The organism is Bradyrhizobium arachidis (assembly GCF_015291705.1).
Lineage (GTDB): Bacteria > Pseudomonadota > Alphaproteobacteria > Rhizobiales > Xanthobacteraceae > Bradyrhizobium > Bradyrhizobium arachidis.
This window is the reverse complement of record NZ_CP030050.1, coordinates 982,140-1,008,087: the sequence shown is the minus strand read 5'-3', so window position 1 is coordinate 1,008,087 and position 25,948 is coordinate 982,140. Positions and strand designations below refer to the sequence as shown.

The window sequence follows — 25,948 nt, the reverse complement described above, 5'->3', positions numbered from 1 at the left end:
AGCCACGAAGCGCGCGGTGATACCAATCCTATACCAGTCTTCTTACCACCGAGCCAGATCAATCTTGGTCCATTGCTGCCGAAAGTAGATTGGCAGTCGATTGCGTCTCCGAAGCGGGCGGTTCACTTCCAAAAAACGGCGGCGATCACCAACACGACCGGGATAGTCCCGAGTATGGTCACGCCTATGCGGAAGCCAATTTCGCCAGGCATTGGGAACTCCCGCCAAGGCAAGAGTGTAAGCTGTCCTTCTGACCCAGATAGACGCTTTAAGCACGCTGCATGATTGACCATTTTCCAAACCTTCGCAGGCCCGCATCGAAATCAAAACACAGGGGACGGGCGGCTGGCCATCATCCGGTGAGAGCATGGAGATGCTGGCCGAGCTGCCTCTGCACATAGGGCTTGGCCAGGAAGCGGGCTCCGGCGGGAAGATCCTCGACGGCAGGTTCTACCTGGCCCGAAGTGACCAGCAGTGCGATCGGAGGCCAACGGTCGCGAACGGTGGCTAGAAGTCCCAGGCCATCCATCGAGCCGGGCATCTGGATATCGGTAAATACGATCGCTATATCGGCGGTGTTCTCCAGGAGCTCGATTGCGTGATCCGCATCGGCGGCCTCTATGACCTCGTAGCCCAGCTCGCGTACCATCTCAGCCGCATTCAGACGAATGAGGAACTCGTCCTCGACTATCAAAACAACAAATTTGTGAGCCACCGAATAGGGGTACTTTACTCTAGAGGTCAACACGCAACGGCTCCCGCCTGGCGTTGTTCCGAGAACATTCTATCTCTTCCAGAGTTGGGGTCAGGAACCCAGATGCTCCCCTGAGTATAGTTCAATGATAACCGAACTTAGCGGCGAAATCACCGCCGTTCAGCAAATCAATGCTGTTCCGAAAATTTTGGATGCCGTAACCCGCTTAACGGGCATGGGCTTCGTAGCGGTCGCCAGGGTGACCAGCGATCGCTGGTTGTGCTGTGCTGTTCGCGACAGCATAGATTTCGGCCTCGTGGAAGGGAGCGAGCTTCACGTCGAAACGACGATCTGCAATGAAATTCGCGGTCACGGCGAACTGGTTGTCATCGATGACGTCGAGACGGATTCCAGATTTTGCAATCACCCGACGCCACGCATGTATGGCTTCAGGAGCTACATCTCAGCTCCGATCAAGCGTGCGAACGGAGACATCTGGGGCACGCTCTGCGCGATCGATCCGCGACCGCATGAGTTAAATCGAGCTGAGATCGTCGAAAGCTTGCGGCTTTTTGGGGAATTGATCGCTGCGCATTTGGATCTCAACGAGCGCTTCGAGCAATCTCAGGCCGACCTTGCCAAGAGATCAGAAAGCCTGCTGGCCAGTGAGGTGGGGCGGCAGTCTGCCGAAGCGGACCTGAAAAGCACCCGAGCCGATCTTCTTGACGAACGGAAGACGTCGGAGCTGCGCGAGCAATTTATCGGCGTGCTGGGACACGACCTCCGCAATCCGCTGGCGTCAATAGCCGGCGGCATGCGTGTTCTCCTCAAGAATGCGAATAGCGAGCGAGCGCCCGACATCGTCGCATCAATCCAGAAATCCGTGATGCGAATGGCGGGTCTGGTGGACAACATCATGGATTTTGCCCGCGGCCGCCTCGGCGGTGGATTGACGATCAGGCCCGACGCAAACGAGCCACTGACCCCCGTGATCGAACACGTCATCAACGAAATGCGTCTGGCGTGGCCAAGCCTTAACATCGAGACCGATATTGCCCTAAACGAGCCGGTTCGATGCGATCGCATCAAGATCAGCCAATTGTTCTCCAATTTACTCGGGAATGCGGTCACCTATGGCGACATCGACAAGCCAATCATTGTTTCGGCAAGGACGAGCGATGGAAGATTTACCCTCAGGGTGACAAACTACGGTACGCCGATCTCGGACAAGGCGATGCAAAGCCTGTTTCTGCCTTACACCCGCGGCGACCGTCCCAGCCAGCAAGGTTTAGGTCTCGGCCTCTACATCGCATCCGAGATTGCGCGAGCCCATGACGGGACGCTTAAGGTCGTCTCGAGCGGCAAAGAGACAATTTTTGAGTTCAGCATGCCTGCAACGACTTAGGACGCGGACTCATTGAGGCGCAGCCATAGCCGGATTGACGCGAGTTGAATGAATGCGAGGTAGTTGGCGGCGAGCCTATCGTAGCGCGTCGCCACCCGACGACATTGTTTGATCCTGTTGAAGAACCGCTCGACCTGGTTGCGAGCACGATAGAGATAAGGGCTGAAGCAAATCGGATCGCTGCGATTTCTTTTCGGCGGGATGTTGGCCCACGCGCCCTTCTTCATGGCAAGCTCCCTGATCCCAGTCCGCATCATACCCACGGTCAGCAAGCAGCATCGACCCGGATTTCAGACGAGACAGCAGTTTTCCGGCGAGTTGAACGTCATGGGCCTCACCCGGGCTCAGCGCCGGCCATACCGGCAGACCATTGCCATCGACCACCGTATGGATTTTGCTCGTCAAGCCGCCGCGGGACCTTCCCATCGAATGGCGCTGGTTCCTTGTGATGCAGGCTTCATGCTGATGCACGCGGACAATGGAGGTGTCGATCGTTTGGACAGCGGCATCATGGGCAGTGGCAAGCGCTTCTATGATGCGGCCCCAAACATTGGCCCGCCGCCACCTAACGAAACGGTTGTAGCAAGTGGTGTATGGGCCAAACGCCGTCGGCAGATCACGCCAGGGTGCTCCTGATCGGAGGACCCAGAAGATGCCATTCAGGACCCGACTGTCGTTCACCCGAGGAACGCCACGCGGCTTGTTCGGCAGCATCGGCTTGATGGCGGTCCATTCATGGTCGGCGAGTTCGTAGCGCATGATTCGAGTCCCCAGTTCGGGACCTTGAATCACGGCAGTCCGGCCAAACGCAACTCTCCTGGCCCGCTCTTGGTACGGCGCTTACGGACAGGAGCGGACATCAACCAGTCCTCAATCCCTGCCAAATGCGTCGAAAATGACCCAGAGCTGACTCGTTATGCTGTTAGCGTTCGGGGGCCTGTAGGGGCCGAACGCCGTGTCGTCCAGACGTGTCTCGCGTCGAGCCGCATAGTACGCATGTGCTCGGAAGGGCTTCAGTTCAAGGTTCAATACCCCTAATTGCGCAGGTTTGGGCTGTCAAAGTTTTTCATCCCTGAGATGGAGATACTCTGGCGTGAAGTCCGCCAGCTCCTCCAGCTCCTTCCGTCGGAGCAGCGTCAACGTGCGCCTCTCCCACTCAATGAGTCGGAGTTGTCTTAGCTCCTGTATAGTCCGATTGATGTGCACGACGGACAAACCGCAGGCATCCGCGATGTTCTGCTGGGTGAATGGAAGATAAAAGCTGGCGTTCTCCAGCAATCCGACGACTTCGAGTCGCGCCGCAAGCTCGCAGATGAGGTGCCCCACTCGTGAGCGCGCGTCGCGGGCAAGGCCTGCAATCCATTCGCGGTAAATCGCGGCATCGACAAGGGTCTCGCGCCAGAGCGCGTGAACCAGTCCGGGAGAGCTACTCAGGATATCATTGAGATAGGTGTGCGGCACAAAGCCAACGGTCGATGGACCCGCACTGCAAATATTGTGGTCCATGACGGGTAGCTGCAAAGTGTGCAGATCGGGCATATCGCCAGCCAGGTCGATCGACAGGATCTGGGCTCGGGTGCCGACGACCTTCTGACGAAACACAAACCCGCTCATCACGATGGCGCACCGGGACGCTCTGTCTCCTTCACGCACGATGTACTCGCCGTCAGTGAATTCCTTCACCGTATGGGGCATGTTCGCGAGCTTGGTCCGGTCCTCGTCGGAGAGTCCAACAACGGCTTGCAGCCGTTTGATCAATATTTTGCTTGGCATTGCAGCACCCGAGTTCTGGGGCGGGAGCACAACACTCTCAGTTGCCAGCTACCCTGCATTAACGCCAGCAATGCTGATACGCTAACACAAAACTCCGGGGGAAACATGACCTCGGAGCTGTTAGCATTCTCGGCAGCAAACCACGCCCTTAGGAGGGAGGCTCAGATTGAAATGCGGCAAACCGCAGAACGAAGAGCGTCCGGCCGTGTGGTAATGGACCGTCGGTTACCTTCATCGCCCACGGAATGTCCTTCCACAGATTTCCCATTGAGCCTTGTTTGATGATTTGGCCACTCATTTGCAGGGCTTCAGCTTGTGCGGCTGCAATGTCGGGGAGCTCAGTGCCGGCATCATCCAGCGAAGAGCTATCAGAGATATGGAAGAAGTAGCGCGGCATGCTGGCTCCGTCGCAGATTGGATCGGCCTCTAACGATGGTCATCCAAGGTTCCAAAATCAGCACAGCCATTCTGTCACCGCTTTGGCTGGTCTGCATTAGCGCAAGTAAATTTCCAGCTTACCCCGGCTTCATGAAACACGTAATTTCGGTGTCCGTCGCGCCGGCAGCCACTCAAACAGAGCCGACCTCAGCCGCATTGTCGCCCATCCTCGTCAGCGGGAACAATTGCTGGTGACCGCTCCTCCAATTCCCGCAGCCGTTCGATTTGGCCTCTAAAGCTTTCCGGTTGGTCCGGCTCAAGCTTCAGCGACGCACGCAGTTGCTGGCCAATCACTTTCATAATTGCTCGACTGTGGCTGCGGTCTATGTCCTTGGGATGGGGCATAGCGAAGCCTCCTTCGGCCAATGCGGCGCCGAGATTCAGAAATAGCGCCTGCTCCTCCGCAGCTTTCCGTGTGCGGGCACGGCTGCCCAATCTATGGAACTGGAGACAGCCACTGTTGGCTGTCTGCGCGAGCGCTCGGACCAAAGCAGACATTGCTTAGTCACCTCACGTCGCCGGGTTTATGGGTACACGGCCTTCTGTAATGGGCCCGATGATGTCAAGCCTCCCGAGTGAACGTCACGCCGCCGAGCTCATGCTTCTGTCCGTGGTCAACGCCTGGCCGCCACATCATGCTGTCAGAGGGAGCGGTGAGCCTATCTAGATGCGCGTGGTTCGTCAGATGACGACCACTGGCCGTGTAACGGCTTCACCGGATCCACCGTCCCGGCGACGGGACTTCGGGCACCGGGATTCAGATTATCCCGGTTGCGTTCTTGATCTCCTCCACGTCTTCTATGCTGCGATCGAGCCGACGTCAGTCCATCGATAAGTTGTGCCGTCGACCCAGATCCGATGCAGGATCACTGCGAGCTTGCGTGCCAGGGCGACTTTTGCGCGCTTCGAGCCACGCCGCTTGGCGATGTCCATTCCCCAGCGCTTCAGTTTTGAGAACCGCGTGATGCGCGATAGCAGAACGTTGGCGGCTTCATACAACACCGTGCGCACCGTCTCGTCGCCGGCCAACGTGATCCCGCCTGTGACGTCCTTTTCTCCCGATTGGTATTTCTTTGGCGTAAGCCCGAACAGCGCACCTGCTGCCTTTGATTTCGCGATGCGATGAGGGTCATCAATCGCCGATTTGTAAGTAATGGCCACCAAGGGACCAACGCCTGGCACTGTCATAAGCCGGCGGCAGACTACGTCGTCACGCACAATTGCCAGCACAGCCTTGTGCAGCTTTCCATACTGCCTTCAAGGCCGATCTTGCCGAAAGCATCGCACTGGCAACGCGCTCCAACGTCGCCTGACCCGCAACCAACTCTCGGATCCGCGCTTCGAAATTCCTCCGCGTCACCGGGCCAACCTTCAGCCCGAAGCCGCGCAAAATTCCTCGGATACCTAATTCTACATCGATGAGCCGCCCGAGAAGCTGTTTGCGTGCGATCAGGAGGGCCCGGATCTCCTGCGCATCGACCGACTTTGCGTGTACCGGCCGAAACCATCCCATCCGGATCAACTGGGCGATCCCGCGGGGATCCGTCTTGACCGTCATCGCCGACAGTGCGGCCTTCACGTGCCGCGTTTCCAGCAGAACCGTTTCGAATCCTGCACTTTTCAGGCCCGCATGCAGCCATTGCGACAGCGGCCCTGCCTCCAGCCCGATCCGCTTCACTGCAAAGCCGAGCGTCTCAAAAAATTCGACTAAGGCGTCGGGTTCGCTGGCGACCTTCGCCTCCTTTAGGATTTTACCCTGTGCATCCACAACGCACACGCTCGACAGTTCCAATGAAACGTCGATTCCGGCATAATTCTCCACGGCTGTCCTCCGTCTCCAGATGCTTGGGGCCGACTCAAGTCGTGACCCCGTTTGATCATCTATCGGGGGACAGCCACCATCATGACCCTTGCTCGGAGCAGGGCCCATTACCGCATCTAGGTCGCTCCTGCTGGTAGATAGAGTAGATTGAGTAAGTAGCTCAAGACACCAAGAAGCTCTCTGTATTGGCCTGTCGGCCAGCCGAATCTGGATGCATTAGAACGGAGAGCTGCTGTGTGCGGCCTGCGCCAGATTTTTTCCGTCACATTGATCTTTGTTTTGGTTTGAACCTGTCTGCTTTGTAGCGTTATGTTCACCGTGAGCCCGCGGCTTTGCCCGGAGAGCAGATCGCCGGTTGTCGCCATCAACTTGGAGATGAACGCCATGCAGAAGCGACGTCGTTTCAAACAACAACTCACGTTGCAGGAGCGACTAACAGCGTGGTCCAAAGAAGTTCTTGACCAGGCCGCCAAGCTCCCGCCGGGACCAGAAAGGGATGCGCTGATCAAGAAGGCCCGTCAGGCCGATGTCGCCTGCCACCTGGATGAATGGGCGCATTCGCCGGAATTGCAGCTACCGGTCTGATAGTCTTGTCGTCGGAACAATCCGTTGACCAAGTCAGGTGATGGTGGTCGATGCCCGATGGCTCGAATTCGATTCTGAGGCGCTTACGGAGGCAGCCTGTCCAAGTTGCCGCTGCTTAGACCCGGCTGGCCCCGGAATCTCTGGCAACCATGTTAGAGCTGGCGTATTGTCTTCCGATCACCGGCCGAGGCTTGTCCCGTAGGCGTCGGTGACTGAGAGACCGAGAGCGCTCCCGCCTGCACGGAAGTGGAGTGCTCTTATGGAACGCTATTTCTTTGACATCCAGAGTGGCCGCGAGTTTTTCGCCGACGAGGAAGGACTACGACTGCCCAATCAGAAGGCTGCTGAAGTCGAAGCGATGCAAACGCTGACGGGGATCGCCAGAGAGTCCGTGTTCAAAGGCAGTCGTCCAGATTTGGCGGTTGAAGTGCGCTCGATGACTGAACGGCTTTTCTGCGTATCGATCGTCTATCAAAGTGAGAGCACGAAACATTGAGGCTGCCTGTGAAAACAGACGCCTCCATCTCGACCGGGTCTCCGGCTCCAGTTGGAGTACTCGACTAGCCGTGAGCTGTCCAAAAACATTTCTTCAATCATGTCTGGTCGGAGCGCCTTCGAGCACATATATCAAGGTCGTCACCGCCCCACCCGAGGCAACCATCGGTGATGAGAACGCCTGTCGCGCTCCCGCCCATTCAAGGGAGAAAGCCGTGCAGGTTCGTAGCGAGTCTCAATCTTCGACATTCGAATACCGTCTCACTCAAGAGGCGATCAATTTGCGCCAGCAGGCTCAAGAGATGCCTGTTTGCGTCCGGCGCGCCGAACTACTTCAGAAGGCCCGGCAGATCGATGTTGCCCTGGAGGTGAACAGGTGGCTCAGTTCTCCGGGACTTCAGCCGCCAATGTAATTCGAATCCTGGATCGGCTTGCGGACCTCTCGCGCTGGCGCAGACATCTTTCCAACAGGCGCTCATGATGATCCGATATTTCTTCGATATCAGAGACGATCGGGAACTGTACCCGGATGAAGACGGAATAGAGTTTTCAACGCAACGTGAGGCTGAGATGGAGGCGGCTCACACATTGGCGGGACTGGCCCGCGATTTGGCCGGTGAGGAAAACCGGCCGGACGTTGCTATCGAGGTTCGAACGGAAGCCGGGCACGTATTTCAAGCCGCGTTGACCTTCGAAGCGAATAAGGCCGGGCAATAGTTCTGTCTTTCGCGGTTCCGGGGATTTGATATGGACCGTCGCATTGCAGCCCTTTTGCGATCAGCCGGTGAGTTCGTCGGCCCAAACCTTGAAACTTAGCAACGTGTTGGGTCCGAATGTCTGGGTGATCGGAACGTCGGCGGCATCGCGGCCCTGCGCGATCAGGACGCGACCAATCCGCGGAATGTTGTTACGTGGATCGAACGTGTACCAGCGACCACCGATATAGGCTTCGCACCAGCCCGCGATATCGCCGGCGGCATATGGAGGCGCCATGCCGATGTCACCGAGATAGCCGGTGCAGTAGCGCGCAGGAATGTTCATGCAGCGGCAGAACGCAATAGCCAGATGTGCATAGTCCCGGCAAACGCCTTTGCCTTCGTTGAACACTTCCCAGGCGGTCTTGGTCGGGCGGGCGTGCTCGTAGCCGAAAGCAATGTGGTTATGCACGAAGTCGCAGATCGCCTTGACCCGTGCCCAACCGGGCGCGGTCTTCTCGAACAACTTCCACGCCACGTCGGTAAGTCGGTCAGTCTCGACATACCGACTGCCGAGCAAATATACGATGGTGTCCGACGGAAGATCTTCCACTGCGTGCTGTTGGGCCGATGGTACGATCACGTCGGGTAGACCGCTGTCTCGGACTGTGCCGTCCGCTGAGAGGCGCATGCGGCCGGCTGGCGCGACAAGACGACTGCACCAATTCCCGAAACCGTCGCGGTAGGGCGTGATCGGCACCGACGGCTCGCTGACAAGATGATCGGGCAGGACAATGTCGGATGCCCGTGTGAAGTGAGTGCCGACAACTGCGATAAGAGGGGTCGGTTGCGGAAAGTCGTAGATCATCTCGAAGCCGACGCGGATCTTCATGGAAGTAGCTCCAAAGAGATGATTGCGATCGTTACGAACCCCCATTTGGGCATCGTCACCGATGACGGCTGCGAGCGCTCGGGTGTGAACAGTATGCCATCGCTGTCCCGACCGCCAGCCGTATGCTCGATTGAGTGGAGAACATCCGCCCAGCGCCTGACCGGAACCCGTTTCAGACTGAAGGCTTTGTTGAAGATGAAAATGCGATCCGGAGTCACGCCCATGTCCATTCAACCCACGCCAGACTGGGGGGCGCGGCCTGTATCTGAGAAGGCCTCTTACCAGGGCGCGCGTCGAACCGTGAGCGAGGTTGATACTGATATTCTGAGGAAGCGCGCGTTGAAGAAGCAACGTGCGTTGATCGACACCCTCAATGGTCGTGCGCCCTCATGAGAGATTTCAAATGTCCTCATTGCGGGCAACTATCGGCCTTCGAGCTCTCCAAATGCAACGGCTGCATGCAGCCGTTGATCTTCGATCCCGAGAATATGGCGATGATCGGTGCGGAAAGTGCCCTTGAATGCGTCAATCGGAATATCATCGGTTGCAACTGGTGCGCGGGTTCCACGACTTCCTACTGCATGTCCTGCTCCCTGACCCATGTCATTCCCGCCACACAGAATCCCCGTAACGTAGCCCTTTGGAAGCGCGTGGAGGAAGCCAAGCGCAGGCTGATCTACGACCTGAGACGGCTTCGCGTGCCGATCGCGTTCGCGGGTGGATTTCGCCTGGCATTCGAGATTCTCTCGGACGAGCATGGGCCGGTCCTGACCGGTCACGAATCCGGCCTGATAACGCTCAACCTTGCGGAGGCCGATGACGTACAACGCGAGATCAGGCGTGTTTCCTTTCGCGAACCCTATCGCACCCTGCTTGGTCACTTTCGACACGAGATAGGGCACTTTTACTGGAATGCCCTGATCCACGAAGCGGGTTTTCGAGCGCCGTTTCGGCTGGTGTTTGGCGACGAGACAGAGAACTACCAGGCAGCGCTTGCCTATTATTATGCCCGTCAGGATTGGTCTTGCGATCCGGCGAGTCACATTAGCATGTATGCGACGTCTCATCCCTGGGAGGATTGGGCAGAGACTTTCGCTCACTTCCTGCACATCGTCTCGACCCTGGATTCCCTGGCAGGACTTCCGTTGTCGTTGGACGCGCGCGGAAAGCACACGCTGAATGACCCGTATCTGGAAAGCGATTTCGGTGCGCTCCTTGAGTTGTGGACCCCGCTCGCTCTGACGATCAACCGCCTCAACCGCTCACTTGGTCTTGCCGACGCGTACCCGTTCGACATTTCACCCGCAGTCGAGGGCAAACTGCACTTGGTGCATATGGCGATTACCGCCTTCAGGAATCGGCAAGGAAACGCGCACACAACGCCGATGATGTGCTAACCTGAGTTCTGGTGGAAGCGCTTAGCTCGTGAGCGGCGCCACACTGGTTGCGATTTTAGCTGAACGTCTGGCAGACGAGCGGCGGCGTGGGCTTCGGCTCGCCCCTCGGGAACATGCGTCCCGCGAAAGCGTTGATAACTATAGGCAGCGTCCGCTTGCCGTTGTTCGACAACGCGCTGAGACCTCGCGAAAGTTTGGCGCAAAGCGGAGCGTTCACGCTGCTCCCGGCAAATATCGCTTGGGCTGTCATGGCGAATATCCGAGCCCCAGACCGGCGCTGATTCAATTCCTGGAGATCAAAATGATGAAAAACGAAGCGAAGGCTGCCCGGCATCTGCGGGAGGCGAACAACGCGTTCAAATTGGTGCGAACAGAAAAACCAATGACCGATTACGCGAAAGATCAGCAATCCCTGCACGATAATCACGAGCGTCTGAAGGCGGCCCGATTGGCGCGTGAAGCCAAGCCGAAAGGCTCCCGGGCATAATCGTCGCTCTCGATTTAGAGCATCGAGAGCACGACGATTCCGTTTTCGAGTTCGCCGGAGGCGAGCCGCGCACGGGCTATATGCTCGAATTCTTTTCGATATTTGTGAAGATAACTGAAGGCCTGCTTGTCGATCTGAAACGTCGTTGTAAGCCTGCACATCTGCCGTGCTGCGCCAAGCGCAAGCATGAAAGTGATCGTTCCCCCGCCGTCTGCTTTGACTCTAGGCATCCACCCAGCCCGTGCAATTCGGTTTCACGATGATGCCGTGCGATCGCGAGTTCGACTATCGCGCCGACCTGTTTTTGCGCTTCGTCGGTGCGGGCGCAGGCAGCGATGCCCGAAACGCGATGTCGGCAACTTCCTTGGCCTCACGCAGCTCGCGGAGGCGCGCCATGTTCTTTCGCACCTCGATGGCCTGCCGTTCCGCGTCAGCCAATGCCCGCGCGCCGTCTTCAGCAGCCAATCGCTTGCGGTTCGAGGGCGCGATGCCTTCGGGCGACGGCTCTGCCGATTTCCTGGCGATCATCCTCAACCCGCATTATGAAAAACAAAACCCGCTCCATCCGAAGATCGAGCGGGCAGCCTGCCGTTTCAGTACATCCGTGAAAGCGGCGTCAACAAATCAAGCCACCGAGAGGTTTTCGGCGCTCACTTTGCCGCGCATCTTGTCGGTCTTGGCCTCAAAGTTAACCTTTTGGCCCTCGGCGAGACCCGCAAGGCCAGCCCGTTCGACCGCGCTGATGTGAACGAACACATCATTGCTGCCGTCGGTCGGCTGGATAAATCCAAAGCCTTTTTGGCCGTTGAACCACTTAACAGTACCTGTCGTCATTTTCATTCTCCAAAGCGCGCGAGCGCGCATCGCGTGACGAGCACGCGATTACTTCAACTTCGTCGATGTCTTTGGAAAAGGAGCCCGCGGGCGCGTTCAACAAGGCACAGCGGCTAATCGAATTTCTTTAACATATATCATTTTCGGCTTTTTGCAAGGCAACACTCAAAATTGTTTCCGAGAGCGCTGCTACACGAGCGCGTGTGGGCGAACGTTCCTTTGCGATCGAGGGCTCCAAACGACGTGTGGGAACGGCTCTATCCATTGACAGCGCGGCTGACAGTGGTCACGTTGCTCTACCGAACTTGATTGCCGTGACGCATAGACCGGCTTGTTCGAGGCCGGCGGAAGAAGACGCCGTCACTCCCATCATCGCAATCGCCACGAGACTCCTGCGCAATTGGCTGCATGCAGGACTTGCGCATTCGCAGCCCAGCGAGGAATGTCAATTGCAGGTACTTGTTCGCGACAACAATGTCGACCAGGCCCTTCGTGTTCTGAAGAAGAAGATGCAACGCGAGGGTGTCTTTCGCGAAATGAAGCAGCGGCGCTCATACGAAAAGCCTTCCGAAAGAAAGACGCGCGAAAAATCCGAGGCTATTCGCCGGGCCCGTAAGCTCGCTCGGAAGCAGGCCATCAGGGAAGGTTTGCTGCCGGCGCCCCCGAAAAAGAAGCTTCCCGAGCGCAAGCCTCCCTTGCCGCAGATCGCCGGCAAGGAGCGCGCGTAACGGGAATGCGCGTAGAGGAACGTTATTGCCATAGATTAATTGCCATGGTGGTTGCGCCGAGTTCGACGCAGCAAAGCGGGGGTGCGTAGCTGCCAGATTTCAGTCGCGGTCTGTAATCCAGGAGATCGAGATGACGAAGACGGGCACGAGTGATCATCATCGCATTCTGACCCAACGCGCGCGTGCCGCTCACCTGGCTGGCAAAGTTATAGACGAGAGGGCGGACAATTCTGCGAAGGGCGATGATCAAGCGATGCGAAGGCAGCGTTTGATCGAGGGACCATCGGAGTTCAGGGCCGTCCGCGTCGATCGTTCAAGAAAAACTATTGATCGTTAACTGGCCTTCAGTCGCTTACGGGTTCCTTGCGACGTCCAGAACGCATTGACGTTGTCTTGAGCATCGGCCTGTCCGTCTCTGCTGGGCGAGTTATCGGGCGCCGGGGGCAACTTGTGAAGAATTCGCCTAAGCGATTCCCAGATCACGACATGGCATGTTGTTAGGTTCTGAAATCGATGCCGCGCAGCACGATACCCCGAGGATCTCCTTCAAGTTCCGTCGCTCGATACTTGCTGGCCGCGCGGGCCTCGATGCGGTCGCGTAGGCGGACGAATTGGGCTTCGCGCTGCTCGGGGCGGACCTGCGGGCCGCGCTCAAGATAGTCCATCGCGGTGGTCGAGATCGCGCAGGGAATTTCCTTACCGCCGTCCTGCATCGAGAACAGCACGATCATCCGGTCATATTCGTGGCCTATGTAGCGACCGCTCGTGAGCGTCATGGCTTCCTCCTTAAGTGACCGTTGCTGGCACGATCGCGCGTGCGGAGAGTTGCTCTGCCGTCAGTCCTCGCCCGAGAGCCGGACGAAGTCGTCGAGCAACGACGCGACCAGCGCCCGGTGCCTCGTATCCTCGGCGGGCAGGCTCGCGGCATAGAGGTTGAGCAGGTGCCGCGCCTTGACCGCAGCCTCCGGCCAGGAAGCGGCGGGCACCGTCATCATGCGGTGTTCAAGTTCGGCCTCCCGCTCACGCAATTCCCTGACATGGGCCTCGACGTCTGCCAGCGCGCGGCGCAGATCGGTAGCCTTCTGCGCAGCCATGCCGCGATGCTTGTCGAGATCTACGGGTTGGTCAGTCATGCGGCGCTCGCATCCGCAGCCTGCGCATTGGCGAGATCGACTGAGCCGATCGAGAGCATCTCCATTGAGTCGCGAACGCCTTCCGCCGGCACCATAATCATCGTCGCGATGCGGCGATAGGCCGAGAAGGTGAGACCCTCGATCGTTTCTTCATCAGTGATGACCTCGTAGGCGCCGGCGGGCAGCAGCCGCTCGATGCCGCGGATTCGGAACGGATGTCTGAACGTGACGGTCTCTCGCCGTGAGCGGATGGTCATGCACGCCTGCCTTTTTGCAAGAGGGGCCCTAACCGACCGACAGCGACGACCATGCGCCCGTCATTGAGCAATAGCCAGCACATTCGCCATTGCCGCGCGCTGACGTCGCAGTGCAGCCTTGCCCGAACTGCGTTTTAGCACTCGCTATTGGCGCCTCGCAGGCGTAGGGTTGTCGCATCACCGCACTTCTCAACGGCATCGACCGGTGACTGAGGGTCACGTGCGCTCCCGCCGACAGAGTTGCAGGAGCGCTCGATGTCGCGTTTTCGCGCCTCGGAATGGATGGTCCCGCCGGTGATCGTTCCGTTGTTCCTTTTGCTTCTGGTGTGTGCTGCGGCCATCCTCAATGGCTAAGGCAACGCGCGTGCCTTACCTGGTCATGGGGACCAACGAATATGGCAGCGCCAATCTCGGCCGTGGCAGCGCGATCGTTGCACTGCGGCTCGCGCGAAAGCTGCTGCGCGACGGTTACATGGATGTCCGCGTCTGCACGCCTCGCGGGCGCATCCTGCAGTCGGACGAACTGAAAGAACTTGAACCCCAACAGGAGATGGACGTCATGGCCAAGGGACAGCAACGCGGCAATCGCGAAGCCAAGAAGCCGAAGAAGGAAAAAGCCAAGGTGATCGCAGCACAGCCCAGCCGGAAAGAGGTCGCCTGGCAGCCGGATTTCGGGTCGGCAAAAAAGAGGTAGGCGGCGCAGTCAAGCGTGAGGCGGACGCTTGAAACGCTATTGCGGCGCGACGAGGGGCCACCTCATGGATGCTCGAAGGTGGATCGAGGAGCAACGCCGGCACCCATAGGCCCAGTCACTGTTGCCGCCCTCCGTCGCCAAATTCGAACCCCACATGCATCACGGGACCGGCGTCGTCCCGTACCGCAATTGCCATATGGCGCTTTGAAGAACTGCCAGATTCATACGTCGCATCCCGTGCCATGTCGGCCAATGACTTTGCCGCCTCAACCTGCGCCGCCCGAAAGTCAGCAAGTTCCAGACCTTCCTCGTCAAGGAACAGGCCGTCATCGTCGACAAGATCGAAATAGTACCGGGTCATGACGCACTCCGGAGACAGACGGGAGTTCCATGTGCCAGCGACCGATGCCCCTTGTGCAGCCTCGATCGGTGATGGAGGACAAGAGATGTGGCAGAAAATGGTTGCTGGTCCGACGGCCTGCACGAGGATCTCAAAGTCCGCTGTCTAGCCTGGCACACCTGCGTAAGCTGCACGGCAGCCTTCGGCTGACTATCACTGCGTCGACTGCGTTGCGTGGAAGGCGATCGTTGTTGTTAGCTCCGCGCTGGGGTCGAAGATAGATCGGACAACAACGGGTGATCGTGCTATCGGCATTGATGGAAAAGATCTTGGTGGTCGGCGCGATCCTCTTCTTGTCATCCAGTGCTAATGTTCGAGCGGCCGAGCAAGCGCCTGCTGCAACAGAAATGTCAATTCGCGACCAGATCAAGGCGGCACGCGCTAAAGATGTATTGGAAGAGAAATCAGCATCGGTTGCGCGCCCATGGGATACCGCGAAACCGACTGAGCCTGTGAAGCGGTGAAATACCTTGGCGCAGCGTGCGGCCCCGAGGTGAAGCCTGTCGAGCATTCTTCTACTGTTTTGTTTGTCGGTTGGGGCGCCATTTGCTGAGATTGATCAAGCTCACGTTGGCAGCAGCCATTGCGCTCGCGCTGATTCCCCATGCCGTGAGATACTATGCTTTTCCCCGCGACCGTCTGATTCAGATCGCAAAGCAGTGCGAGAATGATGCAGACAAGTTAACGGCCTCCGACGCGGCAAAATGGACGGAAGCTCACAACGGTGGGACAAATAATCCGTATCGAGCGCAAAGGGACGCTCGAGTCGAGATCTGCATTAAGGCGGACGGCTGGTGTTCGATGAGTGATGACCGGCCGGCAGTCAGTAACCCAGCCATGTTCGCGCCGCGTGATCCGGTTGCCCGGGCGCTATATCGTTGGCGATACGCCGACGAATCTGGAAGCATCTGTCGCGATTGAGCTACTGGGACAATCGGCCGGACTATCGACACAACAATCAATTGCATCGCAAGACAAGTACGATCTTCATGGGCTGATGTTCGTTGCTTCAAAGTGGCGGCTTCCTTGGCGATAGCCGAGATTGAAATGCCCGATTTGCGAAGGACGCTGCTAAACTGCTCATCCGTCAGCTTGAGCCGCTTGCGCAGGATCTCGATCTGCACCTTGTCTCTCCAATTCAACGAGTTGCGGAAATGAGTTGGCTTCCGCGGGGGCGCTATCAGGCCTTTTCTTCGAGTCGAACGGCTGCGAAACTCCTCCTTCGAGACAAGTGTATCCGCGTTGCTCCGCCGCTTTTTCGCGGCCGAGCGATTCGGCACAAGCCCGTGCAACGGCCGAGTTTGGCTCGGTGCTTCCCGGCATCGTTGCCCAACCTCCCTTTCGACGAACTTGCCTTGTTCCGATACATAGGTCGCCTTCATCATTTCGGTCAGGGTCGCCGAGGCATCAGCGGCCTGTCGAAACTTTTCAACGCAGATGGGTGTGAGAGTTGCGATGACGGCCGTCGCAGCGCGGCTTGCAGCGAGAGTCTCTGCGGACCCACCGGTTACCCAGCCGCCCCAGCTGAAGTCAAGGGGCCATTGCCCCAGCACGGAGCGCGCGGTCGCCTTTGTCTTCTGGGCGATGTCCATGGTGTCGCCTTTGACTTGGAGGATCGAGGAGGAAGCCAAGCATGTCGATCGATAGACGCTGTACCAAATTGCTCAATCAGCCTGCGTGGAGACCATTCGGGCAATTTGGATGGACTCATTGCCGCACGACGTCACCCTAGACGAAGCCTTCCACAAATCGGCTGGATCGGACGCCCTGCGATGCTCAGACCTGTATGACCCTAGCTATATATTCCCACAGTTGGGCGGCGAGTGCCAGCGGACCGCATTCTGTTCCTTTTTGAACAGCCAGAGCTGTCTACGCGTACTCTGTTCTTTATTGCCCGACTTGGACTCATGCTTCTGATCGGCCCGGCCCTCGGGGCCGGGGCTTTTCGTTCCGGCTCCATGGATGTCTCTGCTCCATGGATGTCTCTGTTAGCATAGAACGGTCATCAGTAAGAGTCTGGGCAAAATCACAGCGGCCGTGCCCTTCACCGGCCACAGCGAGAGAAAGCGAGACCGCCAAGCGGCGGCCTCATCGACAAGTTCTAACCGGCGGGCTCTTCCTTGTGATCATGCGGAGTGCCGCGATTTTTGTCGCTCTGCTCCGCATCCTCCGGCGTTTTCCCTGCCATATTTCCGGGATTGAAGTGGTACTTGCCATCGGGGTTCTCGCCGGGCTGCTTCTCATTCGAGTTCTTGTTGTTAGTCATTAGATCAGCCACTCCTTGGGAAGAGTAACAATGTTGAACGGGACCGAGGTCTCTATGTTCCCAAAGCTGCGATTGACCGCGTGGAACGAAAGCTCGCTCGTCCCCGTTGAGCATCACCTGCAATATTTCTCATTGGCGTGAGGCGTCGTGCAGACCACTCAAGGTGTTGCACATGGCTTTTTCGCAAACACGTTCTTCCGCATTCCTGTCCGACTGTCTGGCCGCCTTCAGGCGATATCCCGCCATCGCCACCTTTGCTGGGGCCGCTACCCTTGTGGCGGCGACGGCGATCGCGAACCGGCATCTTGCCGAGAAAGCGCAGCGTGATAACCCGCCACAGGGTCGGTTCATCGACGTCGACGGGGTCCGTCTGCACTATGTGGAGCGCGGCAATGGCCGCGCGCTGGTTCTCTTCCACGGCAATGGCAGCATGATCCAGGATTTCGAGTCGAGCGGCCTGATCGATCTGGCAGCCGAGAATTACCGGGTGATCGTCTTCGACCGACCGGGCTTCGGGCATAGCCAGCGGCCGCGAGATGTGGTTTGGACGCCGGAGGCACAGGCGGACCTGTTCAGGAAGGCGTTTGATGGGCTGGGCGTTCAGCGAGCCATTGTACTCGGGCATTCGTGGGGGGCGTCAGTCGCGGTTGCGCTGGCGATAAGGCATGCTTCCTTCGTCGAAGCGCTGGTGCTGGCATCGGGATACTATTTTCCGACCGCGCGAGCCGACGCAGTGGCCTCATCTTTATCCGCTACACCCGCGCTTGGCGATATCATCAGCTACACTGTCTCACCGATCCTGGGTCGATTGATGTGGCCGGCAATGTTGCGCAAGGTGTTCGGCCCGCAACCAGTCCCCGGAAAATTCGCCGGCTTTCCGAAGGAAATGGCCGTCCGGCCATCACAGCTCCGCGCCAGTGCGGCGGAATCGACGTTGATGGTTCCCGCTGCATTTGCTTCTTCGAAGACCTACGGCGAACTCGACATGCCGACGATCATACTCGCGGGCGAGGATGATCGTCTGATCGATATCGATGAGCAATCGGCCAGGCTGCACGACGAGGTCAAGCAGAGCAAGCTGCACCGCATTCGTGGAGCCGGGCATATGATCCAACAGTCTGCCACGCGAGATCTGATGGCGGCTATCGACGAAGCCGCTGCCGAGACTCTGCACTAGTCCATTGGATGCGGCGATGCGCTGGCGCGTACCGCTCGCCATGACCGCGCAGGGTTACTTGGCTGCCGGCAGGACAGATTTGCGTGGAGGATGGAGGAGACCCCTTGGTTTCGCTTTCGATGTTGCCGCAGGAGGCCCCCTCGCCGCCAGGGCAGGACGCCGACACGTCGGAATCGGGGGCCTTGCCAACGCAGGCGGTCGACAATGTCGAGATGCCGCTGCCGTCCAGTCCGCAGACGTTCTTTCTCGGTAGCCTGCTGACACTGGCCGTACTGGCTGCGGTATACGTGGCAAGCCCGATCATACTGCCCGTGGTGCTCGCCTTCGTGTTGCAGCTCATTCTGCAACCTGCCGTGGATCTGCTCGAACGTATCGGCCTACCCCGCGCCGTCGGGGCACTCCTGGCGATTTTGCTCGTCGTCGGAGCGCTCGTCGGCTTTGTGGCGGCCCTGTCATTACCCGCCGCGACGTGGGCGGAGAAATTGCCGGAGGGCTTACCGCGCCTGGAAACTCATCTGGTCGTCCTGAAGCGCCCGATTGAAGCGCTGCAAAAGGTTGTCCAACAGGCTGAGCACGTCGCGGATTCTCCCGGAACCAAGGAGCCCACCGTTTCGGTTCGCCGTAATCTCGGTCTGACCGGCGTGCTCTTTGCCGGAACGCGCGCCGTGCTCGACGGCTTGTTCACGACAGTTCTGGTGCTCTATTTCCTCTTGGTCGCAGGCGACATTTTTCTACGACGCATCGTCGAGGTGCTGCCGAATTTTGGCGACAAGAGGCAGGCCGTGGATATCTTCCAGCAGATCGAAGCGGACATATCGGCCTATCTGCTCACGATCACGGCCATGAATGCTGCGGTGGGAATTGCGACGGCGGCTGCGATGTACCTCTGCGGGCTTGGAGATCCCTTGTTGTGGGGAGCCGCTGCTTTCTGCTCAACTACGTTCCAATTCTGGGGCCGTTGTTGGGAACCGTCATCTTCCTGCTCGCCGGAATGTTGAGTTTCGACAGCTTGTGGTGGGCCTTGCTGCCCGCGATTCTTTACTTCTGCATCCACCTCGCTGAGGGCGAGACCCTGACTCCCATGCTTCTTGCGCGACGCTTCACCCTGAATCCCGTGCTGATCATCCTGTCGCTGGTGTTCTGGTTCTGGATGTGGGGGGTGCCCGGCGCGATCCTGGCCGTTCCAATGCTGGCCATCCTGAAGATCGTCAGCGATCGCGTCCGTCCGCTAAGGGCTTTGGGGCACGTCATCGAAGGATAATCGCAGTATCGCGTCTCGGTGATGGATTGAGGACGTGCCGCCGGCGGGGCACGGCCAGTGCTGGCAGGCTACGCAAGAGGCATAGAGAAGGTGAAGCGGGTTCCAGCGGAGTTCGATGCGACGGTCAAAGCGCCCCATGGGCCTTTGCGATCTGAGAGGCGATGTAGAGTCCCAGTCCAAGCCCCTGCTTGCTCGCACGAGCTTTGCCGCGGAAGAAAGGTTCGAACAACTTATCCATCACCGTTTCCGGAATCGCCTCACCCGCACTGGCGACCCAGAGTTCGAACGATCCCTTCGCGTCTCGGCGTGAACGACGATGGGTTTGTCGGTTGCTCCGTGCGTCACCGCGTTGCGATGCGGTACCGGGCGGAAGATCCGTCATGGGAAGAGCGCGATCGCTTCCTGCTCTCCAATAGTCACTATGCCATTGCGCTCTACGCGGCTTTGATCGAGGCGAGGATTGTCCCCGAGCAAGAACTCGAAACCTACGGCAGCGACGAGGGCCCCCTGCCGATGTCGGGCATGGCCTCCTACACGCCTGGAATGGAGATGTCGGGCGGCTCGGTCGGACTTGGGCTCGGCATGGCCGTCGGCATGGGCCTCGGGCTCAAGCGCAAGAAATCCGACGCGCGGGTGTACACGTTGTTCTCCGACGGCGAGCTGGACGAAGGCTCGGTCTGGGAGGCCATCCAGTCGGCGGGCCATTACAAGCTCAACAATCTGGGCGGCATTGTCGACGTCAACAATCAGCATGACGACGGTCGTTCGACACAGGTGATGGCATTCGAGCCGCTGGTCGAGAAGCTTCCGGCTGGGTGATGCCGGCCTTATTGATCAGGATATTGATGCCGCCGAATGCTTCGATTACGCGAGCGACCGCCCGTTCGCATGATGACTTGTCGGCGACATCGCACGACACCCCGATATGCTCTGCACCCAGAGCGGTCGCTGCACCCGCGGCCTCTGCGGCATCTATATCGAGAATGGCAACTCGCGCGCCCTCGCTAGCGAACCGGCGCGCCGTGGCAAGCCCGATGCCGCGCGGCGAGGCCGCACCCGAGATGAACGCTGTCTTGCCGCTGAGCAGCATCAGTTCCTTCCGCAAATTATTTTTCCTTGGCAAGGCTAAAAATGCCCCGCGGGCGCGCAGCCGACAAACGCACAGTTGTCACTGATCGAGTCTGGCTCACTTATGGAATGCTGTCGAATGTCCCGATATCGGCAATTCGCGCCTTTGAAACCGCTGCTCGCACGGATCATTCCGCGATGTGGCGAATGAGCCTCACCTGACGCCAAGTGCTGTCAGTCATACGATCCGCAAGCTGGAGGACACGCTTCGCACCGTTCTGTTCGAGCGCAGTGCGCGATCAGTTCGGCTCACACCGGCCCGCGAAAAACTTGATGCGCCACACGGGAGCGGCGTTCGATCAGCTCCGCCGTGGCCTTGAGAAAGTCGCCGCGCGCGGACCACAATTGGTGCGCGTCCATTCGGCACCCAATTTTGCTGCGCAGTGGCTTGCACCACGGCTTGCACAGTTTCTCGCCCCTTATCCGAAGCTCGAGGTGCGCCTGGCTGCGAGCACGGACTACGCTCGCTTCAGGAACGATGATTTCGATATCGACATCGTTTACGGTCCGCCGCGCGCGGAGGGCGTGGAGGTTGTTCCTCTCCCGGAGGAGACGTCACCCCGCTCTGCTCACCTGGCCTGGCAAAATCGATCAGGAAGCCTGCCGATCTTCTTAATCAGACGCTAATCGCTCGGACGTGAAGCAGGTCCAGTGGCACCAATGGTTCACGGCAAACGGATTGGAAGCCCCTGCGCTCCACGGCATGAGATTCGATCGCAGCTTTCTGGCAATCGCCACGGCCGCGGAGGGATTGGGAGCGGCGCTGGAATCAACGCTTCTGGCCGAACGCGAACTCGCGAGCGGGCGATTGGTTGCGCCGTTGGCAGGACGCGCCAACGATATCCGGTACGTCGGCCATCGCCTGATCTACCCACGCGCCAGCCGACAGAGATCCGTGGTACGCGCCTTTGCAGATTGGCTCGTGGCGCAACTCGGCGGCGAGACAGCAGGTTCCTCGCACTAAGATCCAAGTCTGGCCGAGCATCACCGCAACCAAGCAAGCGATCGGCTGTTTTGGGTCTGAACTCCGACGGTCGCGTCTTCACCGCGCATCGAGGTCAGCGTCAAGGGCAAGCAGGCCTACATCACCCTTGCAGCTGTCCCGTTCGCGCCCAGTATCCGATGCGCTGCCATCGATCGGGCGAAATCGCCGATAATCGTAGTCTGGCGTGCAAAATCGTATGTTTGGTAGCGGGGGAACGACCCGAACCTCCGACCGTCTTTCGCTTTGAGGCTCCGCATTCGAAAAGCCGGCTGCGCAAGCTTCGATGCCGGACAAAAACTTTTTGAAATTGCATAGGCGTGCCTGCGGCGAGAACCCTCCTTTTTATTTTTGTCGGCGAACACCGCGCGTCACCCTGCTGGTATTTGTGCTGGTATCGGCAGCAATCGATGACAAAAGTGGCTTCAGATTCAATTGGTTATAGCTCTAGGCAATTATCGGCCAGGGGCACCACGCTTCGCCCTTCGCGTGGCGCAGCCATGCGAGAGCGAAGAGGCGTGTCAGGCGAAGCCCTTTGGCGAAGACGGACTGCCTCAACATCCCCTCCCTTCCAATTGTCACATCCCCACTGTATAAGCCGGTAGCTTCTTCCGTAACTCGAAGGAGCTCTTATGAACGACCTGCACGCGTGGCTTTCAGAGCAGCACCACGGCCTGCGCACCTTCCGGACATTCCAGCAGAAGCTCGAGACGCTCGGTCGCGACGACCCTGAGCAGCGCGGCCTGTGCCGCCTGTTGAGCAGCCTCGTCGGCAGCTATGTCGAGGCGTTTGACGAGGCTCCGCTGCCGGTCGAGGTCGCCGACGGCGCCTATCAGCGTCTGCTGACGCTGGTCGCAAGCATCGACCTGAACGCCGACGCCGACCGCCGGCTCGCCGACATCAACCGCGTGGCGGAGAGCCGGCTCTGGCAGTGAAGGGAGCTCTTCCGCGTCAGCTCCCGCGCTCTTCCTCGACGACGCGCTTCAGCATCGCGAGCGCGCTGCGCCAGTAGAAGGCTGCATGCTTCCAGCCCGAGTCCTCGCCAATCTCCCATCCGGGTCCTGAACGCGGAGGTGAAGGGGGCACCAGTTGGTCGACCGTCAGGATCGTCTCCGCGCCGTCGGCTCGGAGCGCCATCGTGATGGTCGACCATGATTGAGGATGGTCCGGCAGACCGGAGACGCGCGACCAATAGGCGTAGCGAAGCAGCATCGGCGGCTCGACCGCGAGGATGCGGCCCTTGTCGCGATAACGCTTCGTCCCGATCACGGCCTCGATCTCGAACGGCGCGCCGATGCGCCAGTCTGTCTTGAAATGAGCGTTGCGCCATCTGTCGCCCGCTTGAGGATCAGTGAGCGCGTCCCAAACACGTCCCGGCTTCGCCGCGATCCGGATCGATTCAGTCACCGTCTTGAAGGTCATTTCCAGGCTCTCCGGCTTGCACCGGCAGGCCGCGATGAGGACCATCCGCAGCAAGCCGTTCGACTTCGCCGCGCCGATACCTATATCCTACCGCAACGCGTAGCGATGCAGCGAGTAGCTCTGATGGCCAGGAGACGCACGACGGAAGCGGAGACCGACGACCTCCCCCGCTATTTCGTCTGGGTCCGGGGCCTCGAAGGCCCCGAGCCGCAGAAATGGATGGCGATGGACTTCGGCGTCGGCGACTGGAAGCGGCCGCTGGTGCTGGCCTATCTGGAGCTGCCGGAGGGCGAGCGGCATCTGTCGCTGTCGGTGCTGGCGCGGCACTATCCGCCGCCGAGGATGGATACGCTGTAAAATGGGTTGGCTATTCCCGGGGGCATGCCGAGACGGAAGACGTATCCGCTCGCATCCAACGACGGGAGGCCTGCCCGCTTTATCACTGGCAATAGAGCTTCCCGCCGAAGGAATGGCATCTGCCACCGTCGCTGCCGGCTGGGGCAGCAGGCGCGCGCGGGGCTGGTTCGTGGCGCGACACGGCCTTTGGCTTCTGCGGCGGCGGATCAGGACGCCGCCGGCACACGCCCTGGGCATCCAGCACCTCATTGCCGTCGCAGACGATCTGGACGCAGCGATCGCCCTCGACCTTCTGTCCCTTGGCGCAAACCAGCGGACAGACACGATCGGGCTTTGCGCGTACCGCATCGAGCGCGTCGAGGCTGGCGACCTTGACGTCGAACTTGGTGCCGGCATTTCGGTTGAAATTGTCCAGCGCCTTTTGCGATGGCGTAGTCCAGGCCCCATCGGCAGAACCCGGATCGCAGCCGACGCGCTTCAGATGCGCCTGGAGCAGACGGGCGATATCCGCCGGATCCATCGCCGGCACGACGACGGGTGCAGGAGCCGGAGCCGGTGCGGCCGGCGGAGTTAGCGCGGCAAGCGCAGCCTGCCGTTCCCTCTCGCGCTGCTCCTGCTCGCGCCTTGCGGCCTCGATCTGCTGCTGCGCATCCAGCGCGGCCTGTTTCTTCGCCTGTTCGACCTGGACCGCCGCCTCCTCGACCTGCCGCCGCGCCTCCGCAACCTGCCGCCTGGCATCGTCGAGCTCGCGCTTGGCCTGGTCGGCGATGCGTTGACGGTCCTGTTCGAGATCACGCCGGGCCTGCTCGGACATCTGGAGCCTGGCCTGCTCGGCCTGGCGCGCGGCGTGCTCCTCGCTCTGCTTCCTGACGTCCTCGCTCTTCTGTCTGGCCTGCTCTTCGGCCTGACGCTTCAAGAGGTCTGCCTTCTCGCTGGCCTTCTCCGCCGCATCCAGCTTGTCGAGCGCCGCATGAGCAAAGTTGGCGTAGATGCCGCTGGGATGAACAGCCAGGAAGGAAAGCCAGGCCTGCTTGGTGCCGGTTTGCGCGGCCAGCTCATAGTCCCGCCGGGATTCCGCGTTCGGATCGACCGGCGGGGCAACCGGCGGCACCAGCGCCACCGTGTCTCCGCCGAGTGACCCGTAGACGAACGGCTCCTGCCGCCGTGCCGTGCTCTTCAGCACCTCGTCGCGAACCCGGCCGAGCGTCAGGCGGAGGTCGAGACCCGGCGTCGCCAGATGGTTGAGCAGCGCGGTCGCGAACGGGCTATGCGCACCGTCGCCATCGGCGGCAACCGCGCCGGCCTTGGCGGCGAACGCGATCAACGTATCCGCCGTCGCCGGCTCCATCTTCGCAAGGCCGCGGCCCATCGAACGGGTGGCGACACCGCGCGTCATCCGCTCCGCAAACGGGTTGTCGCGGCAAGCATCGAGGATGACGAGCCGCAGTCGCTTCGCTGGACTGATCGCCTGGAGGATTCGGTCCAGCGGAACGGTCTCGTCCTCGACATCGAAATCGCTCTGGAGACGGGCATCGGCCGGAATCAGGAAGTTGACCCCGTTCACCTCGATGCCATGGCCGGCGTAATACACCACGGCCATGTCGGAATCCGCGGCAACAGCCGCGAAGTCGCGCACCGCCCGCCGCATCTCGGACACGCCGAGATCCTGGCGCAGCACGACGCTATCAAAACCTATCCGCTTGAAAACGTCGCTGATCGCAGCTGCGTCATTGTCGGGATTGGCCAGCCGCGCGACGTTTCGATAATTGGACACGCTGAGAACCAGCGCGACCCGCTTGTCGGCCAATGCGCTCGTCGCTGCGACCAGGACCAGAACGATCGACAGCGCCAGGCGACAGGCCAAGTGAGGCAGACATGCCATTCGTGCAGACGGGCTCGGTCGAATCATGGTCCAAGCTTTTGCGATAGCGGTTCGCCTTCAGTCTGTGTCGTCGATCACATACCAAGCCGGCTTCCAAAGCGAAACGGCCGTCTGCCGCCCATCGCCTCCAGTCCGGCGATTCCCTTCCCGTCGATGATATCGGCAGCCGCATGGGCTTGGGAAGTCGCCCCTTGAGATGCTTGCCTCCGGCGCAAGCTTACGCTTCTATGATGGAATAGTTTGCACCTGCATCATTTGCCGCCACGGGGCTTTCAAAATGAACCGTTCTTTCATGACAATTTTGCTGTCGCTCGCAGCTTTCGCAGCAATCCTTCTTCCCGACAGCGCAAGCGCCGACAAGATGCGCCCCGGCTACAAGAATTATCGCAACGTCCACGGCCTGAATGCCAACACCAACTGCCGTCGCCCGCATTTCAACATCTGCCAGGGCTGCAACATCGTCATCCCGATGCGCGTCGCGCAGGATCGCAGTTGCGGATTCAATTTCCAGACCCTCGGTCCGTTCGCGGGCCAGGAGGTCATCGCGTCTCCGTCCAACGGGTCTTACAGCCTGGTCAACACCACGACGGCCGTGTACCGGCCGAGTGCCGGCTTTACCGGCCGTGACCATTTCGAAAGCCGTCTCTATTTCGAGGACGGCAGCGGCAAGCGGACCTTCCTGATCCTGAAAGTCAACGTCAACGTCGTCCCCAGCCTGTGATTGGTTCGCCGGGCCGGTCAAAC

Annotated in this window: 32 protein-coding genes and 5 pseudogenes; 16 read left to right on the top strand and 21 right to left on the bottom strand. The window is 59.4% G+C overall.

What is annotated here, in order from left to right; genetic code table 11:
- Positions 1–352 precede the first annotated feature (352 nt).
- Entirely contained in the window at positions 353–748 is a 396-nt protein-coding gene (locus tag WN72_RS04835; protein ID WP_092219517.1) for a response regulator, read from the bottom strand.
- Between the two features lie 91 nt (positions 749–839).
- On the opposite strand from WN72_RS04835, the gene WN72_RS04830 reads away from it, so the two are divergent.
- A complete protein-coding gene (locus tag WN72_RS04830; protein WP_092219515.1) occupies positions 840–2,099 on the top strand; it encodes a GAF domain-containing sensor histidine kinase in 1,260 nt (419 codons plus the stop codon).
- On the opposite strand, the gene WN72_RS47695 is transcribed toward WN72_RS04830, so the two are convergent.
- The 6 genes and pseudogenes from WN72_RS47695 to WN72_RS04805 all read right to left on the bottom strand — a co-directional run bounded on the left by WN72_RS47695 (position 2,096) and on the right by WN72_RS04805 (position 6,132).
- The gene (locus tag WN72_RS47695; RefSeq protein WP_244659486.1) at positions 2,096–2,194 is read right to left on the bottom strand and encodes a hypothetical protein; all 99 of its coding nucleotides are present in this window, start codon (positions 2,192–2,194) and stop codon (positions 2,096–2,098) included. The genes WN72_RS04830 and WN72_RS47695 overlap by 4 nt on opposite strands.
- A complete protein-coding gene (locus WN72_RS46575; RefSeq protein ID WP_430640404.1) occupies positions 2,175–2,858 on the bottom strand; it encodes an IS5 family transposase in 684 nt (227 codons plus the stop codon). The genes WN72_RS47695 and WN72_RS46575 overlap by 20 nt, the downstream gene beginning before the upstream one ends.
- A 297-nt stretch (positions 2,859–3,155) precedes the next feature.
- Entirely contained in the window at positions 3,156–3,872 is a 717-nt protein-coding gene (locus WN72_RS04820; protein ID WP_092219513.1) for a Crp/Fnr family transcriptional regulator, read from the bottom strand.
- Between the two features lie 148 nt (positions 3,873–4,020).
- Positions 4,021–4,269 (bottom strand): DUF6894 family protein, encoded by a 249-nt coding sequence (locus WN72_RS04815; RefSeq protein ID WP_092219510.1) that lies wholly within the window; start codon positions 4,267–4,269, stop codon positions 4,021–4,023.
- A gap of 188 nt (positions 4,270–4,457) precedes the next feature.
- Entirely contained in the window at positions 4,458–4,808 is a 351-nt protein-coding gene (locus WN72_RS04810) for a hypothetical protein (RefSeq protein WP_143130806.1), read from the bottom strand.
- Between the two features lie 300 nt (positions 4,809–5,108).
- A pseudogene (locus WN72_RS04805) lies at positions 5,109–6,132 on the bottom strand (IS110 family RNA-guided transposase).
- 384 nt (positions 6,133–6,516) lie between these two features.
- Between WN72_RS04805 and WN72_RS04800 the strand changes: the two are divergent.
- The 3 genes from WN72_RS04800 (at position 6,517) to WN72_RS04790 (ending at position 7,929) form a co-directional block, all read left to right on the top strand.
- Positions 6,517–6,717, top strand: a complete 201-nt coding sequence (locus WN72_RS04800; RefSeq protein ID WP_014491584.1) for a hypothetical protein — start codon at positions 6,517–6,519, stop codon at positions 6,715–6,717.
- Between the two features lie 259 nt (positions 6,718–6,976).
- Entirely contained in the window at positions 6,977–7,213 is a 237-nt protein-coding gene (locus WN72_RS04795) for a DUF6894 family protein (RefSeq protein WP_092218020.1), read from the top strand.
- A gap of 476 nt (positions 7,214–7,689) precedes the next feature.
- Positions 7,690–7,929 (top strand): DUF6894 family protein, encoded by a 240-nt coding sequence (locus WN72_RS04790; RefSeq protein ID WP_014491582.1) that lies wholly within the window; start codon positions 7,690–7,692, stop codon positions 7,927–7,929.
- 60 nt (positions 7,930–7,989) lie between these two features.
- On the opposite strand, the gene WN72_RS04785 is transcribed toward WN72_RS04790, so the two are convergent.
- Positions 7,990–8,799 carry a transglutaminase-like domain-containing protein gene (locus tag WN72_RS04785; protein ID WP_092218019.1) on the bottom strand — a complete coding sequence of 270 codons (810 nt, stop codon included), beginning with the start codon at positions 8,797–8,799 and terminating at the stop codon, positions 7,990–7,992.
- Between the two features lie 458 nt (positions 8,800–9,257).
- Between WN72_RS04785 and WN72_RS04780 the strand changes: the two genes are divergently transcribed.
- Both WN72_RS04780 and WN72_RS04775 read left to right on the top strand, forming a co-directional pair.
- On the top strand, positions 9,258–10,196 hold the full coding sequence (locus WN72_RS04780; protein WP_244553874.1) for a putative zinc-binding metallopeptidase: 939 nt from the start codon (positions 9,258–9,260) through the stop codon (positions 10,194–10,196).
- Between the two features lie 304 nt (positions 10,197–10,500).
- Positions 10,501–10,683, top strand: a complete 183-nt coding sequence (locus WN72_RS04775; protein ID WP_092218032.1) for a hypothetical protein — start codon at positions 10,501–10,503, stop codon at positions 10,681–10,683.
- A gap of 14 nt (positions 10,684–10,697) precedes the next feature.
- On the opposite strand, the gene WN72_RS04770 is transcribed toward WN72_RS04775, so the two are convergent.
- The 3 genes from WN72_RS04770 to WN72_RS04760 form a co-directional block, all read right to left on the bottom strand.
- Positions 10,698–10,913, bottom strand: a complete 216-nt coding sequence (locus tag WN72_RS04770) for a hypothetical protein (RefSeq protein ID WP_092218015.1) — start codon at positions 10,911–10,913, stop codon at positions 10,698–10,700.
- A gap of 55 nt (positions 10,914–10,968) precedes the next feature.
- Complete coding sequence (locus WN72_RS04765) at positions 10,969–11,211, bottom strand: transcriptional regulator (protein ID WP_092218014.1); 243 nt, start codon at positions 11,209–11,211, stop codon at positions 10,969–10,971.
- A gap of 96 nt (positions 11,212–11,307) precedes the next feature.
- Positions 11,308–11,517 (bottom strand): cold-shock protein, encoded by a 210-nt coding sequence (locus WN72_RS04760; protein ID WP_092218031.1) that lies wholly within the window; start codon positions 11,515–11,517, stop codon positions 11,308–11,310.
- Between the two features lie 449 nt (positions 11,518–11,966).
- Between WN72_RS04760 and rpsU the strand changes: the two genes are divergently transcribed.
- On the top strand, positions 11,967–12,245 hold the full coding sequence (gene rpsU, locus WN72_RS04755) for a 30S ribosomal protein S21 (protein WP_014491574.1): 279 nt from the start codon (positions 11,967–11,969) through the stop codon (positions 12,243–12,245).
- Between the two features lie 497 nt (positions 12,246–12,742).
- On the opposite strand, the gene WN72_RS04750 is transcribed toward rpsU, so the two are convergent.
- The 3 genes from WN72_RS04750 to WN72_RS04740 are packed head-to-tail and all read right to left on the bottom strand — an operon-like array spanning position 12,743 to position 13,635.
- The gene (locus tag WN72_RS04750; protein ID WP_014491573.1) at positions 12,743–13,021 is read right to left on the bottom strand and encodes a DUF1488 family protein; all 279 of its coding nucleotides are present in this window, start codon (positions 13,019–13,021) and stop codon (positions 12,743–12,745) included.
- A 60-nt stretch (positions 13,022–13,081) separates the two neighbouring features.
- Positions 13,082–13,378, bottom strand: coding sequence for a hypothetical protein (locus WN72_RS04745; RefSeq protein ID WP_092218013.1), 297 nt, complete (start codon positions 13,376–13,378; stop codon positions 13,082–13,084).
- Positions 13,375–13,635, bottom strand: a complete 261-nt coding sequence (locus WN72_RS04740; RefSeq protein WP_028160512.1) for a hypothetical protein — start codon at positions 13,633–13,635, stop codon at positions 13,375–13,377. Before WN72_RS04740 ends, WN72_RS04745 begins: the two co-directional genes overlap by 4 nt.
- Positions 13,636–13,981: 346 nt before the next feature.
- Here WN72_RS04740 and WN72_RS04735 point away from each other — a divergent pair, with 346 nt between their 5' ends.
- Positions 13,982–14,329, top strand: coding sequence for a hypothetical protein (locus WN72_RS04735; RefSeq protein ID WP_014491570.1), 348 nt, complete (start codon positions 13,982–13,984; stop codon positions 14,327–14,329).
- A gap of 115 nt (positions 14,330–14,444) precedes the next feature.
- On the opposite strand, the gene WN72_RS04730 is transcribed toward WN72_RS04735, so the two are convergent.
- On the bottom strand, positions 14,445–14,690 hold the full coding sequence (locus WN72_RS04730; protein ID WP_014491569.1) for a DUF6894 family protein: 246 nt from the start codon (positions 14,688–14,690) through the stop codon (positions 14,445–14,447).
- 275 nt (positions 14,691–14,965) lie between these two features.
- Between WN72_RS04730 and WN72_RS04725 the strand changes: the two genes are divergently transcribed.
- Positions 14,966–15,193, top strand: a complete 228-nt coding sequence (locus WN72_RS04725; protein WP_143130730.1) for a hypothetical protein — start codon at positions 14,966–14,968, stop codon at positions 15,191–15,193.
- 252 nt (positions 15,194–15,445) lie between these two features.
- On the opposite strand, the gene WN72_RS46570 is transcribed toward WN72_RS04725, so the two are convergent.
- Positions 15,446–16,321, bottom strand: coding sequence for a hypothetical protein (locus WN72_RS46570; RefSeq protein WP_244553873.1), 876 nt, complete (start codon positions 16,319–16,321; stop codon positions 15,446–15,448).
- A 509-nt stretch (positions 16,322–16,830) separates the two neighbouring features.
- Positions 16,831–16,995 carry a hypothetical protein gene (locus tag WN72_RS04715; RefSeq protein WP_167381024.1) on the bottom strand — a complete coding sequence of 55 codons (165 nt, stop codon included), beginning with the start codon at positions 16,993–16,995 and terminating at the stop codon, positions 16,831–16,833.
- 172 nt (positions 16,996–17,167) lie between these two features.
- Here WN72_RS04715 and WN72_RS04710 point away from each other — a divergent pair, with 172 nt between their 5' ends.
- Positions 17,168–18,172, top strand: a complete 1,005-nt coding sequence (locus WN72_RS04710) for an alpha/beta fold hydrolase (RefSeq protein ID WP_244553872.1) — start codon at positions 17,168–17,170, stop codon at positions 18,170–18,172.
- 83 nt (positions 18,173–18,255) lie between these two features.
- Positions 18,256–19,433: pseudogene (locus tag WN72_RS04705) on the top strand (AI-2E family transporter).
- Between the two features lie 124 nt (positions 19,434–19,557).
- On the opposite strand, the gene WN72_RS47570 reads toward WN72_RS04705, so the two are convergent.
- Entirely contained in the window at positions 19,558–19,671 is a 114-nt protein-coding gene (locus WN72_RS47570) for an ATP-binding protein (protein WP_347337489.1), read from the bottom strand.
- A gap of 50 nt (positions 19,672–19,721) precedes the next feature.
- Here WN72_RS47570 and WN72_RS04700 point away from each other — a divergent pair.
- Positions 19,722–20,246, top strand: a pseudogene (locus WN72_RS04700) (transketolase); the annotation flags it as partial.
- On the opposite strand, the pseudogene WN72_RS04695 reads toward WN72_RS04700, so the two are convergent.
- Positions 20,242–20,523, bottom strand: a pseudogene (locus tag WN72_RS04695) (SDR family oxidoreductase); the annotation flags it as partial. The pseudogenes WN72_RS04700 and WN72_RS04695 overlap by 5 nt on opposite strands.
- Before the next feature lie 107 nt (positions 20,524–20,630).
- Here WN72_RS04695 and WN72_RS04690 point away from each other — a divergent pair.
- Positions 20,631–21,525: pseudogene (locus WN72_RS04690) on the top strand (LysR substrate-binding domain-containing protein).
- Positions 21,526–22,175: 650 nt separating this feature from the next.
- Positions 22,176–22,478, top strand: coding sequence for a hypothetical protein (locus WN72_RS04685; protein WP_092218012.1), 303 nt, complete (start codon positions 22,176–22,178; stop codon positions 22,476–22,478).
- Positions 22,479–22,494: 16 nt separating this feature from the next.
- Here WN72_RS04685 and WN72_RS04680 read toward each other — a convergent pair whose 3' ends face one another.
- Positions 22,495–22,965, bottom strand: a complete 471-nt coding sequence (locus WN72_RS04680; protein WP_092218029.1) for an SRPBCC domain-containing protein — start codon at positions 22,963–22,965, stop codon at positions 22,495–22,497.
- Between the two features lie 123 nt (positions 22,966–23,088).
- On the opposite strand from WN72_RS04680, the gene WN72_RS04675 reads away from it, so the two are divergent.
- Positions 23,089–23,322, top strand: a complete 234-nt coding sequence (locus tag WN72_RS04675) for a hypothetical protein (RefSeq protein WP_027561384.1) — start codon at positions 23,089–23,091, stop codon at positions 23,320–23,322.
- Positions 23,323–23,404: 82 nt separating this feature from the next.
- Here WN72_RS04675 and WN72_RS04670 read toward each other — a convergent pair whose 3' ends face one another.
- Positions 23,405–25,186, bottom strand: a complete 1,782-nt coding sequence (locus WN72_RS04670) for a caspase family protein (RefSeq protein ID WP_244553869.1) — start codon at positions 25,184–25,186, stop codon at positions 23,405–23,407.
- A 310-nt stretch (positions 25,187–25,496) separates the two neighbouring features.
- Here WN72_RS04670 and WN72_RS04665 point away from each other — a divergent pair, with 310 nt between their 5' ends.
- A complete protein-coding gene (locus tag WN72_RS04665) occupies positions 25,497–25,925 on the top strand; it encodes a hypothetical protein (RefSeq protein ID WP_143130729.1) in 429 nt (142 codons plus the stop codon).
- The last annotated feature ends 23 nt before the right edge of the window (positions 25,926–25,948 follow it).

What these genes read in the sequence shown, in the direction of transcription:
- WN72_RS04830 (WP_092219515.1), top strand. Translation starts at nt 840, where the DNA reads ATGATAACCGAACTTAGCGGCGAAATCACCGCCGTTCAGCAAATCAAT.
- WN72_RS46575 (WP_430640404.1), bottom strand. Translation starts at nt 2,858, where the DNA reads ATGCGCTACGAACTCGCCGACCATGAATGGACCGCCATCAAGCCGATG.
- WN72_RS04820 (WP_092219513.1), bottom strand. Translation starts at nt 3,872, where the DNA reads ATGCCAAGCAAAATATTGATCAAACGGCTGCAAGCCGTTGTTGGACTC.
- WN72_RS04815 (WP_092219510.1), bottom strand. Translation starts at nt 4,269, where the DNA reads ATGCCGCGCTACTTCTTCCATATCTCTGATAGCTCTTCGCTGGATGAT.
- WN72_RS04810 (WP_143130806.1), bottom strand. Translation starts at nt 4,808, where the DNA reads ATGTCTGCTTTGGTCCGAGCGCTCGCGCAGACAGCCAACAGTGGCTGT.
- WN72_RS04800 (WP_014491584.1), top strand. Translation starts at nt 6,517, where the DNA reads ATGCAGAAGCGACGTCGTTTCAAACAACAACTCACGTTGCAGGAGCGA.
- WN72_RS04795 (WP_092218020.1), top strand. Translation starts at nt 6,977, where the DNA reads ATGGAACGCTATTTCTTTGACATCCAGAGTGGCCGCGAGTTTTTCGCC.
- WN72_RS04790 (WP_014491582.1), top strand. Translation starts at nt 7,690, where the DNA reads ATGATGATCCGATATTTCTTCGATATCAGAGACGATCGGGAACTGTAC.
- WN72_RS04785 (WP_092218019.1), bottom strand. Translation starts at nt 8,799, where the DNA reads ATGAAGATCCGCGTCGGCTTCGAGATGATCTACGACTTTCCGCAACCG.
- WN72_RS04780 (WP_244553874.1), top strand. Translation starts at nt 9,258, where the DNA reads ATGCAGCCGTTGATCTTCGATCCCGAGAATATGGCGATGATCGGTGCG.
- WN72_RS04775 (WP_092218032.1), top strand. Translation starts at nt 10,501, where the DNA reads ATGAAAAACGAAGCGAAGGCTGCCCGGCATCTGCGGGAGGCGAACAAC.
- WN72_RS04770 (WP_092218015.1), bottom strand. Translation starts at nt 10,913, where the DNA reads ATGCCTAGAGTCAAAGCAGACGGCGGGGGAACGATCACTTTCATGCTT.
- WN72_RS04765 (WP_092218014.1), bottom strand. Translation starts at nt 11,211, where the DNA reads ATGATCGCCAGGAAATCGGCAGAGCCGTCGCCCGAAGGCATCGCGCCC.
- WN72_RS04760 (WP_092218031.1), bottom strand. Translation starts at nt 11,517, where the DNA reads ATGACGACAGGTACTGTTAAGTGGTTCAACGGCCAAAAAGGCTTTGGA.
- WN72_RS04750 (WP_014491573.1), bottom strand. Translation starts at nt 13,021, where the DNA reads ATGACGCTCACGAGCGGTCGCTACATAGGCCACGAATATGACCGGATG.
- WN72_RS04745 (WP_092218013.1), bottom strand. Translation starts at nt 13,378, where the DNA reads ATGACTGACCAACCCGTAGATCTCGACAAGCATCGCGGCATGGCTGCG.
- WN72_RS04740 (WP_028160512.1), bottom strand. Translation starts at nt 13,635, where the DNA reads ATGACCATCCGCTCACGGCGAGAGACCGTCACGTTCAGACATCCGTTC.
- WN72_RS04735 (WP_014491570.1), top strand. Translation starts at nt 13,982, where the DNA reads ATGGCTAAGGCAACGCGCGTGCCTTACCTGGTCATGGGGACCAACGAA.
- WN72_RS04730 (WP_014491569.1), bottom strand. Translation starts at nt 14,690, where the DNA reads ATGACCCGGTACTATTTCGATCTTGTCGACGATGACGGCCTGTTCCTT.
- WN72_RS46570 (WP_244553873.1), bottom strand. Translation starts at nt 16,321, where the DNA reads ATGGACATCGCCCAGAAGACAAAGGCGACCGCGCGCTCCGTGCTGGGG.
- WN72_RS04715 (WP_167381024.1), bottom strand. Translation starts at nt 16,995, where the DNA reads ATGACTAACAACAAGAACTCGAATGAGAAGCAGCCCGGCGAGAACCCC.
- WN72_RS04710 (WP_244553872.1), top strand. Translation starts at nt 17,168, where the DNA reads ATGGCTTTTTCGCAAACACGTTCTTCCGCATTCCTGTCCGACTGTCTG.
- WN72_RS47570 (WP_347337489.1), bottom strand. Translation starts at nt 19,671, where the DNA reads ATGGATAAGTTGTTCGAACCTTTCTTCCGCGGCAAAGCTCGTGCGAGC.
- WN72_RS04685 (WP_092218012.1), top strand. Translation starts at nt 22,176, where the DNA reads ATGAACGACCTGCACGCGTGGCTTTCAGAGCAGCACCACGGCCTGCGC.
- WN72_RS04680 (WP_092218029.1), bottom strand. Translation starts at nt 22,965, where the DNA reads ATGACCTTCAAGACGGTGACTGAATCGATCCGGATCGCGGCGAAGCCG.
- WN72_RS04675 (WP_027561384.1), top strand. Translation starts at nt 23,089, where the DNA reads ATGGCCAGGAGACGCACGACGGAAGCGGAGACCGACGACCTCCCCCGC.
- WN72_RS04665 (WP_143130729.1), top strand. Translation starts at nt 25,497, where the DNA reads ATGACAATTTTGCTGTCGCTCGCAGCTTTCGCAGCAATCCTTCTTCCC.